The 13,379-nt window shown below is 70.9% G+C and carries 13 protein-coding genes; 9 read left to right on the forward strand and 4 right to left on the reverse strand.

Translation table 11 applies throughout. The features are described 5' to 3' along the window. Window positions 1–38 precede the first annotated feature (38 nt). Window positions 39–788 (reverse strand): GntR family transcriptional regulator, encoded by a 750-nt coding sequence (locus ACSYGN_RS32550; RefSeq protein WP_460401999.1) that lies wholly within the window; start codon window positions 786–788, stop codon window positions 39–41. A 28-nt stretch (window positions 789–816) separates the two neighbouring features. After that, a complete protein-coding gene (gene hmgA, locus ACSYGN_RS32555; protein ID WP_460402001.1) occupies window positions 817–2,154 on the reverse strand; it encodes a homogentisate 1,2-dioxygenase in 1,338 nt (445 codons plus the stop codon). Window positions 2,155–2,400: 246 nt separating this feature from the next. Between hmgA and ACSYGN_RS32560 the strand changes: the two genes are divergently transcribed. The 4 genes from ACSYGN_RS32560 to ACSYGN_RS32575 all read left to right on the forward strand — a co-directional run bounded on the left by ACSYGN_RS32560 (window position 2,401) and on the right by ACSYGN_RS32575 (window position 7,838). Next, window positions 2,401–3,015, forward strand: a complete 615-nt coding sequence (locus tag ACSYGN_RS32560; protein ID WP_460402003.1) for a hypothetical protein — start codon at window positions 2,401–2,403, stop codon at window positions 3,013–3,015. Window positions 3,016–3,086: 71 nt separating this feature from the next. Then, window positions 3,087–3,728, forward strand: coding sequence for a TetR family transcriptional regulator (locus ACSYGN_RS32565; RefSeq protein WP_460402005.1), 642 nt, complete (start codon window positions 3,087–3,089; stop codon window positions 3,726–3,728). A 279-nt stretch (window positions 3,729–4,007) separates the two neighbouring features. Then, complete coding sequence (locus tag ACSYGN_RS32570) at window positions 4,008–6,284, forward strand: molybdopterin oxidoreductase family protein (RefSeq protein WP_460402007.1); 2,277 nt, start codon at window positions 4,008–4,010, stop codon at window positions 6,282–6,284. A 195-nt stretch (window positions 6,285–6,479) separates the two neighbouring features. Beyond that, window positions 6,480–7,838 carry an ABC transporter ATP-binding protein gene (locus ACSYGN_RS32575; RefSeq protein ID WP_460402009.1) on the forward strand — a complete coding sequence of 453 codons (1,359 nt, stop codon included), beginning with the start codon at window positions 6,480–6,482 and terminating at the stop codon, window positions 7,836–7,838. 77 nt (window positions 7,839–7,915) lie between these two features. On the opposite strand, the gene ACSYGN_RS32580 is transcribed toward ACSYGN_RS32575, so the two are convergent. After that, window positions 7,916–8,557 carry a TetR/AcrR family transcriptional regulator gene (locus ACSYGN_RS32580; protein ID WP_460402011.1) on the reverse strand — a complete coding sequence of 214 codons (642 nt, stop codon included), beginning with the start codon at window positions 8,555–8,557 and terminating at the stop codon, window positions 7,916–7,918. A 67-nt stretch (window positions 8,558–8,624) separates the two neighbouring features. Here ACSYGN_RS32580 and ACSYGN_RS32585 point away from each other — a divergent pair, with 67 nt between their 5' ends. From ACSYGN_RS32585 to ACSYGN_RS32595, 3 genes are all read left to right on the forward strand, one after another. Further along, window positions 8,625–9,779, forward strand: a complete 1,155-nt coding sequence (locus ACSYGN_RS32585) for an acyl-CoA dehydrogenase family protein (protein WP_460402013.1) — start codon at window positions 8,625–8,627, stop codon at window positions 9,777–9,779. Between the two features lie 105 nt (window positions 9,780–9,884). Next, window positions 9,885–10,172 (forward strand): YiaA/YiaB family inner membrane protein, encoded by a 288-nt coding sequence (locus ACSYGN_RS32590; RefSeq protein WP_460402015.1) that lies wholly within the window; start codon window positions 9,885–9,887, stop codon window positions 10,170–10,172. A gap of 151 nt (window positions 10,173–10,323) precedes the next feature. Beyond that, a complete protein-coding gene (locus ACSYGN_RS32595) occupies window positions 10,324–10,971 on the forward strand; it encodes a TetR/AcrR family transcriptional regulator (RefSeq protein WP_460402017.1) in 648 nt (215 codons plus the stop codon). A gap of 47 nt (window positions 10,972–11,018) precedes the next feature. Here the strand turns inward: ACSYGN_RS32595 and ACSYGN_RS32600 are convergent, their stop codons facing one another. Continuing rightward, window positions 11,019–11,480, reverse strand: a complete 462-nt coding sequence (locus ACSYGN_RS32600) for a MaoC family dehydratase (RefSeq protein ID WP_460402019.1) — start codon at window positions 11,478–11,480, stop codon at window positions 11,019–11,021. Between the two features lie 652 nt (window positions 11,481–12,132). Between ACSYGN_RS32600 and ACSYGN_RS32605 the strand changes: the two genes are divergently transcribed. Both ACSYGN_RS32605 and soxR read left to right on the forward strand, forming a co-directional pair. Continuing rightward, window positions 12,133–12,981 (forward strand): zinc ribbon domain-containing protein, encoded by an 849-nt coding sequence (locus tag ACSYGN_RS32605; RefSeq protein WP_460403875.1) that lies wholly within the window; start codon window positions 12,133–12,135, stop codon window positions 12,979–12,981. After that, complete coding sequence (gene soxR / locus ACSYGN_RS32610) at window positions 12,876–13,358, forward strand: redox-sensitive transcriptional activator SoxR (RefSeq protein ID WP_460402021.1); 483 nt, start codon at window positions 12,876–12,878, stop codon at window positions 13,356–13,358. The genes ACSYGN_RS32605 and soxR overlap by 106 nt, the downstream gene beginning before the upstream one ends. The last annotated feature ends 21 nt before the right edge of the window (window positions 13,359–13,379 follow it).

Raw genomic sequence — 13,379 nt, forward strand, 5'->3', positions numbered from 1 at the left:
CTGCCGCCGACAGCGGTCCGGACGGCGTCGGCCGCGGGTCAGGTCGTCTCCAGCGTGACCGAGAAGGAGAAACGGTCGCCGCGGTAGTGGATGACCGCCACGTCCAGCACACGTCCTGCGGCGTCGTAGGTGATCCCGGTGTAGTGCAGGATCGGGCTGAGCAGCGGGACCCGCAGCAGCCGCGCCGTCTCCGGGTCGGCCAGGCGCGCCTGCACGGTGTCGGTGATACGGCTGATCGCGACGCCGACGACATCGCGCAGCACCTTCGTCATCGGCCAGCGCAGCAGGTCGTCGAGGTCGATACGGGCCGCCAGCTCCGGACGGACCCAGTTGCGGGCGTGGTTGGTCGGCTCGCCGGACTTCTCGTCGCAGCGCAGCCGGTGGTACGTCACCACCTCGGCCAGGTCCGGGAAGTGCTCGGCGAGTTCACCGGGCGGCGGCACGCTGCCTCGCTCCAGCAGTTCGGTGGTCATGCCGGACTGCTGCGCCACGATCGCGTCGACCGACCCCAGCAGCCGTACCGGCGCGGCCGCCCGCGAGCCCGGCTCGATGAACGTCCCGCGCCGCCGGTGCCTGCTGATCAGCCCCTCCTCCTCCAGCTCCTTCAGCGCCTGCCGCATGGTCAGCACGCTCACGCCGTAGTGCCCCGCCAACTGCTCCTCGGTGGGCAGGCGCAGCGGGTCCTGGACGGAGCGGCCGAGTATGGAGGCGCGCAGGGACTGTGACACCTGGTACCAGAGCGGCAGCTTGCGGTTCAGGACGATCGAATCGGGGGCGAAGGAGGTCACGGGCCCATCCGTACCGGGCGGTCGTTCCTCAGTGCAAGGGCCTGAAGTGCCGCTCAAGGCCCCTCCACACCGCGTCGTAGTCCCGCTGGAGGTGTTCCGCGCCCGCCGCCTGTGCGGTGACGGTCAGCGGCCAGCGGGTCTCGAACATGAACGCCAGACCGTCGTCGACCTTCTGCGGCCGCAGCTCGGCGGCGCTCGCCCGCTCGAACGTCTCCCGGTCCGGGCCGTGCGACGACATCATGTTGTGCAGCGAGCCGCCGCCCGGCACGAAGCCGCCCTCACCGGCCGTCTTCGCGTCGTAGGCGCCCTCGACGAGCCCCATGTACTCGCTCATCACGTTCCGGTGGAAGTACGGCGGCCGGAAGGTGTCCTCGCCGACCAGCCAGCGCGGCGCGAACACGACGAAGTCGACCCCCGCGAGCCCCGGTGTGTCGGACGGCGACGTCAGCACCGTGAAGATCGACGGGTCCGGGTGGTCGTACGAGATCGAGCCGATGACGTTGAAACGGCGCAGGTCGTAGACGTACGGCACGAGATTGCCGTGCCAGGCGACCACGTCGAGCGGCGAGTGGCCGTACATCGCCGTCCAGAGGTTGCCGCAGAACTTGGTGACCACCTCCACCGGCCCCTCGACATCCTCGTACGCTGCGATCGGCGCCCGGAAGTCACGGGCGGCGGCGAGGCCGTTGGCGCCGATGGGGCCGAGGTCGGGCAGCCGGAAGGGGGCGCCGTAGTTCTCGCAGACGTATCCCCGGGCGGCGGCGCCGTCGCCGTCGTCCGGCAGCTCCACCCGGAACCGCACCCCGCGCGGGATCAGCGCCACCTCGCCCGGACCGGCGTGCAGCAGCCCGAACTCGGTGCACAGCAGCAGCCCGCCGCGCTCCGGGACGATCAGCAGCTCGCCGTCGGCGTCGCTGAAGACCCGGTCCATGTCCGCGTTCGCGTGATACAGGTGCACGGCGACACCGGTGCGCTGGGCGGCGTCACCGTTGCCGCCGAGCGTCCACAGGCCGCCCAGGAAGTCCGTCCCCGGCGCCGGTTCCGGCAGGGGGTTCCAACGCAGCCGGTTGGGGTCGGGCACCGACTCGGTGAACGGCGCCGTGCGCAGCGTGCCGTTGCCGGTGCGGGTGAACGCCGGGTGGGCGGCCGAGGGGCGGATCCGGTACAGCCACGAGCGCCGGTTGTGCGCCCGCGGCTCGGTGAACGCCGTACCGCTGAGCTGCTCCGCGTACAGCCCGAGGGGCGCGCGCTGGGGCGAGTTGCGCCCATCGGGGAGCGCTCGGGGCACCGCCTCGGAGCTGTGCTCATTGCCGAAACCGGACAGATAGGCCAGCCCCTCGGCGGTCTTCCTTGCGTCCCCGCTCATGCTCGCTCCTTCGCAGCCGTACGTACGTCCTGACGTCCGATCCCCATCCCTCATTCCTATGCATCACCATAGGATTGGGGTGTACGGAGCCGCAAGAGGCACTACGGAGCACGACGGGACGCCCCCCGCCCCCGACGAGCCCCCCACCAGGACTACGACACCCGCCGCGACCTCCTCTTCCAGGAGGACCGGACCAAGACTCCAGGGGGATTTGGCCGCCCGGCCGGTGTCACTAGGCTCGCGGACATGTCGTGGACGCACGGACCTCTCGTCGTGCTCGCGGTCTGTGTCCTGGTGCTGGCCGGATCGGCGGGCTGCGGTTCCGGCGAGGTGCACGGGAGAATGAACGGAGCCTCGCCCTCCCCGGTGGGCAAGCTCCTCGACCGCACTGACGAACAGGGGCGGCACTACCGTCAAGTGGGCAAGGACAACGCGCCGGAGGTCGAGATCGAGGTCGCCCCGGACATCGGCAACAGCTGGGACGTACGGCTGACCGTCCGCCACTTCCGCTTCTCGCCCGCCGGCACCCGCCCCCGGGCGGTTCGGGGCCGCGGCCTCGCCTATCTCTACCTGGACGGTGCCGTCGTCGCCCGCCTGCGCACCGCCCGCCATCGGCTGGCAGCGGGCATCGTCCCGCGCGGCACGCATCATCTCACCGCGCGCCTCTACGCCGACGACGGCACCGTGTGGGCGGTGCACGGCAAGCCGGTGCAGAGCACCGCCGACATCACGGAGTCCGCGACCCAGCAGCCGACGCCGGGGAACGCGGCCACCGGCTCGGGCGGTACGGCGGGTCTCACGGCGGCGGCACCGGTACGGCGCGTACGGCAGCCGGTGCGCAGGGTGGCCGCGGTGGCATGACGCGCATCACAACCGCCCTGACGAGCGCCGACGCCCCCACATGCGCGGCCGTCACGGGTAACTTGACCGACATGCACACTCGTGGGAACGGCATCGTGAAGCCCCTGCCCCCGACTGCCCCGCTGCGGCGCGCGCCCGTACAGAAGCGCAGTGCGGAACGGCTCACCCGGATCCTCGACGCCTGCGCCGACCTCCTCGACGAGGTCGGCTACGAGGCCCTCAGCACCCGCACCGTCGCCGCGCGCGCCGGTGTGCCCATCGGCTCGGTCTACCGCTTCTTCGGCAACAAACGCGCGATGGCCGACGCGCTCGCCCAGCGCAATCTGGAGCGCTACACGGAACGCGTCACGGAGCGGCTGAAGGGGGCGGGCAAGGGCGACTGGCGCGCGGCGATGGACGCCGTGCTGGACGAGTACCTGGCCATGAAACGCACCGCGCCCGGCTTCTCCCTGGTCGACTTCGGCAACCAGATCCCGGTCGGCGACCGCTCCACGGAACCCAACACCCGAGTAGCCGACCGCCTGGGCGACCTCTTGGCCGCCTACCTGAACCGCACCCCCGACGAAGACCTCCGCCGCATGTTCCTGGTAGCAGTGGAAACAGCCGACACCTTGGTCCACCTCTCCTTCCGCGTCTCCCCGGAAGGAGACCCGAAGATCATCCAAGAGACCCGGGAGATCCTACGGGCGTACTTGGCCCGAGTTCTGGACTGAACCACGCGCATGTAGGGGTACGCGGAAACCCCGGCGAGCCTTACAACTGACGCGCAGCTCGCCGACCTGTTTGGGGGCGCGGGGCTGTGCCGATATGCGGCTCCGCCGCGATGGGGGTACCTCCCTGCTCGAACGAAGCTGAGAGCTTGGGGGAGCGACAAGCCACGACGGCGCCGCACCCGCCGAAGTACTTCAGGTGGCACCCTCCCCACCATCCCAACCGGTCGGTATCGTCGCCCCGCAGAGTGCCAAAGTGGCCGCCACCCTGGGGGAGGACCCATGTCCAGCACGACCAGCACCCGCACCGCCCTGCGGATCTGCCCGCTTTGCGAAGCAACCTGCGGCCTGGTCCTGACCATCACGGCTCAAGACGAGGCAGGCGCCCCCGCCAAAGTAGCCACAGCTCGCGGCGACAAGAACGACGTCTTCAGCCACGGCTTCATCTGCCCGAAGGGCGCCGCCTTCCCCACCCTCGACACCGACCCCGACCGCCTGCGCAACCCCCTCCTCCGCAAGGACGGCGAGTTGCGCGAGGCCACTTGGGAAGAGGCCTTCGAAGCCGTAGCCGCAGGAATCCGCCCCATAGCGGCAGCGCACGGCGCCGACGCCATCGCCGTCGTCCTGGGCAACCCCAACGTCCACACCATGGCCGGCGCCCTCTACCCACCCGTCCTGCTGGCAGCCCTCCGCACCCGCAGCGTGTTCACCGCGTCCACGGTCGACCAGATGCCCAAACACGTCTCCAGCGGCCTGCTGTTCGGCGATGCGAACGCCATCCCCGTGCCCGACCTGGACCACACCGACCACCTGCTCCTCATCGGCGCCAACCCCCTGGAATCCAACGGCAGTCTCTGCACCGCCCCCGACTTCCCGGGCAAGCTCAAGGCGATCAAGGCGCGCGGCGGCCGACTCACCGTCGTGGACCCGCGCCGCACCCGTACCGCCCGCCTCGCCGACCGGCACATCGCGATCCGCCCCGGCGCCGACGCGCTGCTGCTCGCGGCGATGGCGAACACCCTGTTCGCCGAGCACCTCACCGATCTCGGCCGGCTCGCCCCCCATGTCCAGGACCTGCCCGAACTCGAGGACGCCCTGCGGGACTTCACCCCGGAAGCGGTGGCCCCGGCCTGCGACGTGGACGCCGCCACCATCCGCACCCTGGCCCGTGAACTGGCCGCCGCCCCCACCGCCGCCGTCTACGCCCGCATCGGCAGCTGCACCGTCCCGCACGGCACGCTCGCGAGCTGGCTGGTGGACGTCCTCAACATCCTCACCGGCAACCTCGACCGCCCCGGCGGCGCCCTCTTCCCGCAGGCGGCCACCGACCGCACCCCCCGCCCCGCGGGCCCCGGCCACGGCTTCCAGCTCGGCCGCTGGCACTCCCGGGTCCGGCAACACCCCGAGGCCAAGGGCGAGTTGCCGATCTCCGTGCTCGCCGAGGAGATCGACACGGCGACCGCCGAGGGCGCACAGGTCCGCGCCCTCATCGCGATCGCCGCCAACCCGGTGCTCTCCGTGCCCGACGGCGCCCGCCTCGACAAGGCCCTGGACTCCCTCGACTTCATGGTGAGCGTCGACCCGTACCTCAACGAGACCTCCCGCCACGCCGATGTCGTCCTGCCCCCGCCGCCGCCCTCACAGAGCCCGCACCACGACTTCGCCCTCAACACCCTCGCCGTACGCAACCAGGTCCGCTACACCCGCCCGGCCATCTCCCCGGAACCCGGCAGGATGGCCGAGTCGGAGATCCTGGCCCGCCTCGTCCTGGCGGTGACCGGCATGGACGGCGCCGACCCCGCCGCCGTGGACGCCATGGTCGTCGACCAGACCCTCGGCAAGGCCGTCCGCGAGCCGCACTCACCCGTCCACGGCCGCGACCCCCGTGACCTGACCGCCCAGCTCACCGGCGAGACCGGCCCCGAACGGCGGCTCGACATGATGCTGCGCCTCGGCCCCTACGGCGACGGCTTCGGCGCACGGCCCGACGGGCTGACCCTTCAGAAGCTGCTCGCCCACCCGCACGGCATCGACCTCGGCCCGCTGGCCCCGCGCCTGCCCCAGCCCCTGAAAACCCGCAGCGGCAGGATCGAGCTGCTTCCCGAACCCATCGCCGCGGACCTTCCGCGCCTGCGCCAGGCCCTGCTCCACCGCCCCGCCGGGCTCGTCCTCGTCGGCCGCCGCCATCTGCGCTCCAACAACAGCTGGATGCACAACGTGCCCGTCCTCACCGGCGGTTCCAACCGCTGCACCCTGCACATCCACCCCGAGGACGCCGAGCGGCTCGGTGTGCGCGACGGCACGGACGTACGGGTGAAGGGCGCCGGGGGAGAGGTGGTCGCGCCCGCCGAGATCACCGACGGCGTCCGGCCCGGAGTGGTGAGCCTGCCGCACGGCTGGGGCCACGACCGCCCCGGCACCCGCCTCACCCACGCCTCCCGCACCCCCGGCGTCAATGTCAACCAGCTCCTCGACGGCAGCCTCCTCGACCCCCTGTCGGGCAACGCGGTCCTCAACGGCGTACCGGTCGAAGTCACCTCACTCGCCACGGCACGGTGACGACGGGGCACCCCCGACAACATGAACGTGAACGTCCGTTTCCGCCTGAAGCGGAGCGGAGCGTCGGATCCTGTCACATCCCTTCCCCCACACGCATACATTCCGTTAACTTCCGTGACCACCGGTCCCGTTGGATCCCGGCGGGACATCCGACCTTGGAGCACCAGCGCCAGTGAGCCCCCGGGGGCACCCGTCATGACACGCGCCATCTCCCTGTACGACGTCAGCAAGACCTACACCCGAGGCGGCCCCCACGTCGTGGACCGGCTGTCCCTGGACATCGCGCCCGGGGAGTTCCTGGTCCTGCTCGGTCCCTCCGGCTGCGGCAAGTCCACCGTGCTCAGGATGATCGCCGGGCTGGAGGAGATCACCGAGGGACGGCTGCTGCTCGACGGGGAGTACGCCAACGATCTGCCCCCGTCCGGGCGGGACATCGCCATGGTGTTCCAGAACTTCGCCCTCTACCCGAACATGACGACCCGCGACAACATCGGCTTCCCGCTGCGCATCGGAAACCCCGGCGGCGACCACCGCGGCCGTGTCGACGCCACCGCCCGCATGCTGGGCATCGACGATCTCCTCGAACGCCTGCCCGGCCAGCTCTCCGGCGGCGAACGCCAGCGCGTCGCGATGGGCCGCGCGATCGCCCGCCACCCCTCGGCCTTCCTGATGGACGAACCGCTGTCCAACCTCGACGCCAAACTCCGCAACCATCTGCGCGCCGAGATCTCCCGGCTCACCCGGGACCTGGGCGTCACCACGGTGTACGTCACCCACGACCAGTCCGAGGCGATGTCGCTCGGCGACCGGGTCGCCGTGCTGCGCGGCGGGCTGCTCCAGCAGGTCGACACCCCGCGCGCCGTCTACGCACTGCCCCGCAACGTCTTCGTCGCCGCCTTCGTCGGCACCCCGCGCATCAACCTGCTGCGCGGCCTGGTGCGCGCCCCGCTCGACGGGGCGATGACCATCAGCCTCGGCAAGCAGTTCCTCCGGCTGCCCGAACCGCTCTCCCTGGACCACCAGTTGCTCCGTGTCCAGCAGGGCCGCGAGGTGATCGTCGGCCTGCGCTCCGAGGCGGTCCGCATCGCCAAGCCCGCAGCGGCGCGCCCGGGGGAGGTGCTGCTCACCGGCCTCGTCGAGCAGGTCGAGTTCCAGGGCCACGAGGTCCTCGTCCATCTCAGCACCGGCTCCCACCCGGCCGTCGTACCGGAGTTGGAGGCCCCGCGTCCGGGACCGCGCCCGCCGCGGCGGCGGCGCCGCGAGACACCGGGCGTGCTGGAGCGCCTCCGGGAGCGTACGGGCGCTTTGCGCGCCGGTCCCGTGATGGTCCTCGACCGGCCGGACACCGACGGCACGGACACGACCGGGACGGCAACGGTGACGTCGGAGGGGAGCCCGGCCGGTGACCTGGTGGTGCGCACCACCCCCGACATCCGGCTCCGGCAGGGCATGCACATCCCGCTGCTCGTCGACGTCGCGCACCTCTTCGTCTTCGACCAGTACGGCGACCGCATCTGCCCGTCCCCGAACCGGCTTCCCGAACTGGACGAGTGACGGCGGGAGGACCCGGTTCCACGGGGCGGACTCCGCTAACCGTGCCCTGCTGCCCGTGCCGTACTACCCGCGCCGTGCTATCCGCGCCGCGCGACCTGCTCGTACTGCTGCGACAGCCCGTCCAGCAGCGCGGTCAGCCCCGTGTCGAAGGCCCGTTCGTCGATTTTCTCCTGCTGCTCGGAGAGGAGATGGGCCTGCCCGAGGTGCGGATAGTCGGCGGGGTCGTAGGCGCTCGCGTCGTCGACGAAGCCCCCGGCGAACGAGCCCAGCGCCGAGCCCATGATGAAGTACCGCATCAGCGCGCCGATGGAGGTGGCGTGGGCGGGCGGCCAGCCGGCCCGGACCATCGCGCCGTAGACGGCGTCGGCGAGGCGCAGCGCGGCGGGGCGGCGCCCGGGGCCGCGGGCCAGGACCGGAACGATGTTCGGATGGTCGCGCAGGGCGGCCCGGTAGGAGACCGCCCAGGCGTGCAGCCCGGTCCGCCAGTCCGAGCCGCCCTCGAACATCGACAGGTCGACCTGAGCGCTGACCGAGTCGGCGACCGCCTCCAGGATCTCGTCCTTGGTGGCGAAGTGGTTGTAGAGCGAGGGCCCGCTCACCCCCAACTCGGCGGCCAGCCGTCGGGTGGAGACCGCCGCCAGGCCCTCCGCGTCCACCAGCTCCCGGGCCGTCTCGACGATGCGGTCGGTGCTCAGCAGGGGCTTGCGCGGGCGTGCCATGGCGCACATAGTAGGGCGGGCAACAGAAACTAGCAGTGCTAATTAAAACGCGGACGGAGGCGGCGCCGTGGCCGACTGGGAACTCGGCGAGGAGCAGCGCGCCGTACAGCGCCTGGCCCGGGACTTCGTGGCGCGCGAGATCGCCCCGCACGCCGCCGCATGGGACCGCGCCGAGAGTGTCGACCGGTCGATCGTGAAGAAACTCGGCGCGGTCGGCTTCCTCGGGCTGACCATCGACGAGGACTACGGCGGCAGCGGCGGCGACCATCTCGCGTACTGCCTGGTCACGGAGGAACTGGGGCGCGGCGACTCCTCGGTGCGCGGCATCGTGTCCGTCTCCCTCGGCCTGGTCGCCAAGACCGTCGCCGGGTGGGGGAGCGAGGAGCAGAAGCGCCGCTGGCTGCCCGGGCTGACCTCCGGCGAATACGTCGGCTGCTTCGGCCTCACCGAGCCGGGCACCGGCTCCGACGCCGGAAATCTGACCACCCGGGCGGTGCGCGACGGCGGGGACTACGTCATCAACGGCACCAAGATGTTCATCACCAACGGCACCTGGGCCGATGTCGTGCTGCTCTTCGCCCGCTCCACCGACGCCCCCGGCCACCGCGGCGTCTCCGCCTTCCTGGTGCCCGCCACCAGCCCCGGACTCACCCGCCGCGCCATCCACGGCAAGCTCGGCCTACGTGGCCAGGCCACCGCCGAACTGGTCCTCCAGGATGTGCGGGTGCCCGCCTCCGCGCTGCTCGGCGAGGAGGGCAAGGGCTTCTCGGTCGCCATGTCGGCACTCGCCAAGGGGCGGATGTCGGTGGCCGCGGGCTGTGTCGGCATAGCGCAGGCGGCGCTCGACGCGGCCGTCGGATACGCGGGCGAGCGCGAGCAGTTCGGCAGGCCCATCGCCCACCACCAGCTGGTGCAGGAGCTGATCAGCGACATAGCCGTCGACGTGGACGCGGCCAGGCTGCTGACCTGGCGGGTCGCCTCACTGATCGACCGTGGCCTGCCGTTCGCCGTGGAGTCCTCCAAGGCCAAGCTCTTCGCCTCCGAGGCGGCCGTCCGTGCCGCGAGCAACGCCCTCCAGGTGTTCGGCGGCTACGGCTACATCGACGAGTACCCGGCGGGCAAACTCCTGCGCGACGCCCGGGTGATGACCCTCTATGAGGGCACCAGCCAGATCCAGAAGCTCCTCATCGGCCGCGCCCTGACCGGGGTCTCGGCTTTCTGACGGCACCGGACCGACCGCCCCCGCCTGACGGCTGCCCGCCGCCTGAGTACCGGTCTGAGTATCCGCACGGATGTGGCGCGGGCCACGTCCGCCGATGCTGGTGCCATGACCGACACCTCCGTCAAGCAGCAGAGCACGGCCGCCTTCTACGGCCAGGCCGTCGCGTCCTTCGCGGTCGCCATGACCGCGACCGCCGTCGGCATCTACCGGCTGAACGCCGACGCCTGGGTGCGGGCGTTCCTGGCGATCGCCGTCCTGTACCTGGTGACCTCCTGCTTCACCCTCGCCAAGGTCATCCGCGACCGGCAGGAGGCGGGCCAGATCGTCAGCCGCGTCGACCAGGCCCGGCTGGAGAAGCTGCTCGCCGAGCACGACCCCTTCGAGAAGCTGTAGCCCATGGAGGGGCTGGAGGGGCTGAGAGGGGCCGCGGCCCGTGGAGCAGCTCTGAAACCACCCATTCTAACCCTCTGAACGGGGACTCTAAGCGCCCGCTCACCTTCGGCGGTATGGTGGGAACTCCTGGACCGAGAGGGGCGAGCGAGCGATGACTACGGCCGAGGAGAGAACCGGCGGCGACCTGGAGCCGTGGGGCGAGGTCACCCCGGAAGCGGCCCGGCGCCTGCTGGTGGCCGCGGTGGAGGCCTTCGCCGAGCGCGGCTACCACGCGACCACCACCCGGGACATCGCGGGCCGCGCCGGGATGAGCCCGGCCGCGCTCTACATCCACTACAAGACCAAAGAGGAACTGCTCCACCGCATCAGCCGCATCGGCCACGACAAGGCGCTGGACATCCTGCGCACCGCGGCACGCCGCGAGGGCAGCGCCGCCGAGCGGCTCGCCGACGCGGTGAGCTCCTTCGTCCGCTGGCACGCAGGGCGGCGCACCACCGCGCGGGTCGTGCAGTACGAACTGGACGCCCTCGGCCCCGAGGCCCGCGCCGAGATCGTCGGGCTGCGCCGCCAGGTCGACGCCGAGGTGCGCGGGATCATCGAGGACGGGATCGCGGCCGGCGAGTTCGACGTGATCGACGTGAAGGGCACGACCCTCGCGGTCCTCTCCCTCTGCATCGACGTGGCCCGCTGGTTCAACATCCAGGGCCCGCGCACCCCGGACGAGGTCGGCGCACTCTATGCCGACCTCGTGCTCAGAATGGTCGGGGCCAAGGAGCCCGCGACGCCCTCCGAGTCGTAGCCGCCCCTCCGACTCGTAGCGGCCCCTCCGAGCCGTAGCAGCGCGTCTCAGACGTAGTAGCGCGATACGGACTCCGCCACGCACACCGGCTTCTCGCCGCCCTCGCGCTCCACGACGAACGCCACGGTCACCTGCACGCCGCCCGTCACCTCCTCGACGCCGGTGATCGTCGCGGTGGACCGGACCCGCGAGCCCACCGGCACGGGCGCGGGGAAACGGACCTTGTTGGAGCCGTAGTTGACGCCCATGGTGACGCCCTCCACCCGCATCAGCTGCGGTCCGAACAGCGGCAGCAGCGACAGGGTGAGATAACCGTGCGCGATCGTCGTCCCGAACGGTCCGGCCGCCGCCTTCCCGGGGTCGACATGTATCCACTGGTGGTCGCCGGTCGCGTCCGCGAACAGATCGATCCGCTTCTGGTCGATCTCCAGCCAGTCGGTGTACTCCAGCTGCTCGCCCACCGCCGCCTTCAGCTCGTCGACGGAGGTGAAGATCCTAGGCTCTGCCATGTACCCGGCCTTTCGGTAACCGTGAACGCCACCCGTAGCGCCCTAAGCAACTGCTTAGCATGGTCGCGCCGTGCAGCCCTGTCAACGAGTAGGTATCACGCTGGGGGCGTTATATTTTGGTTTCTGTAGTAATTCATTACATCGTGCTGGTTTCTTCATAGTTGACAGGTTTCGGTGGGAGGGGTGGGCCTACCGTCCGGGGCATGGAGTTGCTGCGTTTGGCGGTAGCGGCGTCGGGTCGGGGTTCATCCGGACACGTTGCGCCTGTGGGTGAAGGGCGGGAAGGTACCGGTGGTGTGGGTGGGGCGCGAGCGCCGCTTTCACTCAATGGCGGTGGTTGCTCTGGTAGCTGACGGGACCAAGGACATGGCCGGGAGCCGCGAGCGGCGCGAGGCCCTGTGTGTGCGGGTGTCGGGCAGCACCGCCAGGAGTCGTCGCTGGCCGCGCAGGAAGCGGACCGCGTGCCACCGCGAGCGTTCCTCTAGCTGCCGCACACCCCGCCCGGCGCCGGCTGAACCACGGCCCACCCCGGACCCGGACCGGCAGGCCCCCATCCCCATACGCGGCCCTGGCCAAGGCGGCTGCCCGCTTCATGACCGATCACGCGATCGCTGTCGGGGCGAGCGTCATCTACCTCGAAGACCTCCGCGACATGGAAGCCCGCGGCAAGGGCCGCACCCTCAACACGCGCCTCTCCCAGACGGTGCGCGGAGCGATCGTCACCCACGTCCGGCATACCGCTGCCGCCCACGGCATCGCGGTGGTGATCGTGCCACCACGCGGGACATCGAAGTACTGCCCCCGCTGCCTGACCGCCTTCCGCCACCACAAAGCGCCGAACGATGCGCGGGCGGGCTGGGCGTGGGCCACCTGCCCGAACGAAGCCTGCAGGTACAGCACCGGCCGGGACAACGCTGCCTGGCAGCGGATCGGCGCCCGCGGCCTGATCCTCCAGCACACCACTTGCCTCGACCGATCCAGTGGAACCTTTGTGATCCGCAAGGTCGTTGAGGACCTGGACGGGCAAAGCCGGGTCCAGCACCAGACACGGGACCGCACCAAGAGCGGCCCCACGAGGAAAAGCCCTGTGCCCACCAAGCGGCGCAGGGTCCCCGCCCCACCCGGCGCCCCGCCGGGTGGAAAGCGTCCGGCGGGGCGGAACCCCACGCACCCGAAACGCCGCACCCAGCAGTGGTCACGGCAGCAGGGACCGACCACAATCGGCATCCCCACCCGGCACCAGCCGGACGGGGCCAGACTCGGGGCAGGCTTCCACCGCCACGCCCACACCACTCCCATCCGAGGATGGCCATGGCCGAGTCACACGTTTTCCGAGCGGTCCCGAACACCCGGGATCACCCAGGAAAACCAAGCCGATCAGAGACGCTCCGAGGGGTGCCCCAGATCCCCGAGACGATCCACGAGCTCACGGTCGGCCAGCTCGCGGCCCGCAGCGGCGCCGCCGTCTCCGCCCTGCACTTCTACGAGTCCAAGGGCCTGATCACCAGCCGTCGCACCCCGGGCAACCAGCGCCGCTACACCCGTGACACCCTGCGCCGTGTCGCCTTCGTTCGCGCTTCTCAACGCGTGGGCATCCCCCTGGCCACCATCCGAGAGGCCCTCGCCCAGCTCCCCGAGGAACGCACCCCCACCCGAGAGGACTGGGCCCGCCTCTCCGAAGCCTGGCGCTCAGAACTGGACGAACGCATCAACCAGCTCAACCGCCTGAGAAACCACCTTACAGACTGCATCGCCTGCGGCTGCCTCTCCCTGGACACGTGCGTTCTCTCGAACCCGAACGACAAGTTCGGCAAACACGAGGCCGGCTCCCGCCTCTTGGTCGAGGGAAGGGACAACCCCCAAGGAGCGCGAGGCTGAATTGATATGCGGCTCCGCCGC

Source organism: Streptomyces sp. YIM S03343 (genome assembly GCF_054729195.1).

Excerpts from the sequence above, each read along its gene's own strand:
- ACSYGN_RS32580 (WP_460402011.1), bottom strand. The coding sequence starts at position 8,557 with ATGGCACGCCCGCGCAAGCCCCTGCTGAGCACCGACCGCATCGTCGAG.
- ACSYGN_RS32575 (WP_460402009.1), top strand. The coding sequence starts at position 6,480 with ATGACACGCGCCATCTCCCTGTACGACGTCAGCAAGACCTACACCCGA.
- ACSYGN_RS32600 (WP_460402019.1), bottom strand. The coding sequence starts at position 11,480 with ATGGCAGAGCCTAGGATCTTCACCTCCGTCGACGAGCTGAAGGCGGCG.
- hmgA (WP_460402001.1), bottom strand. The coding sequence starts at position 2,154 with ATGAGCGGGGACGCAAGGAAGACCGCCGAGGGGCTGGCCTATCTGTCC.
- ACSYGN_RS32605 (WP_460403875.1), top strand. The coding sequence starts at position 12,133 with ATGGAAGCCCGCGGCAAGGGCCGCACCCTCAACACGCGCCTCTCCCAG.
- ACSYGN_RS32570 (WP_460402007.1), top strand. The coding sequence starts at position 4,008 with ATGTCCAGCACGACCAGCACCCGCACCGCCCTGCGGATCTGCCCGCTT.
- ACSYGN_RS32560 (WP_460402003.1), top strand. The coding sequence starts at position 2,401 with ATGTCGTGGACGCACGGACCTCTCGTCGTGCTCGCGGTCTGTGTCCTG.
- ACSYGN_RS32590 (WP_460402015.1), top strand. The coding sequence starts at position 9,885 with ATGACCGACACCTCCGTCAAGCAGCAGAGCACGGCCGCCTTCTACGGC.
- ACSYGN_RS32565 (WP_460402005.1), top strand. The coding sequence starts at position 3,087 with ATGCACACTCGTGGGAACGGCATCGTGAAGCCCCTGCCCCCGACTGCC.
- ACSYGN_RS32595 (WP_460402017.1), top strand. The coding sequence starts at position 10,324 with ATGACTACGGCCGAGGAGAGAACCGGCGGCGACCTGGAGCCGTGGGGC.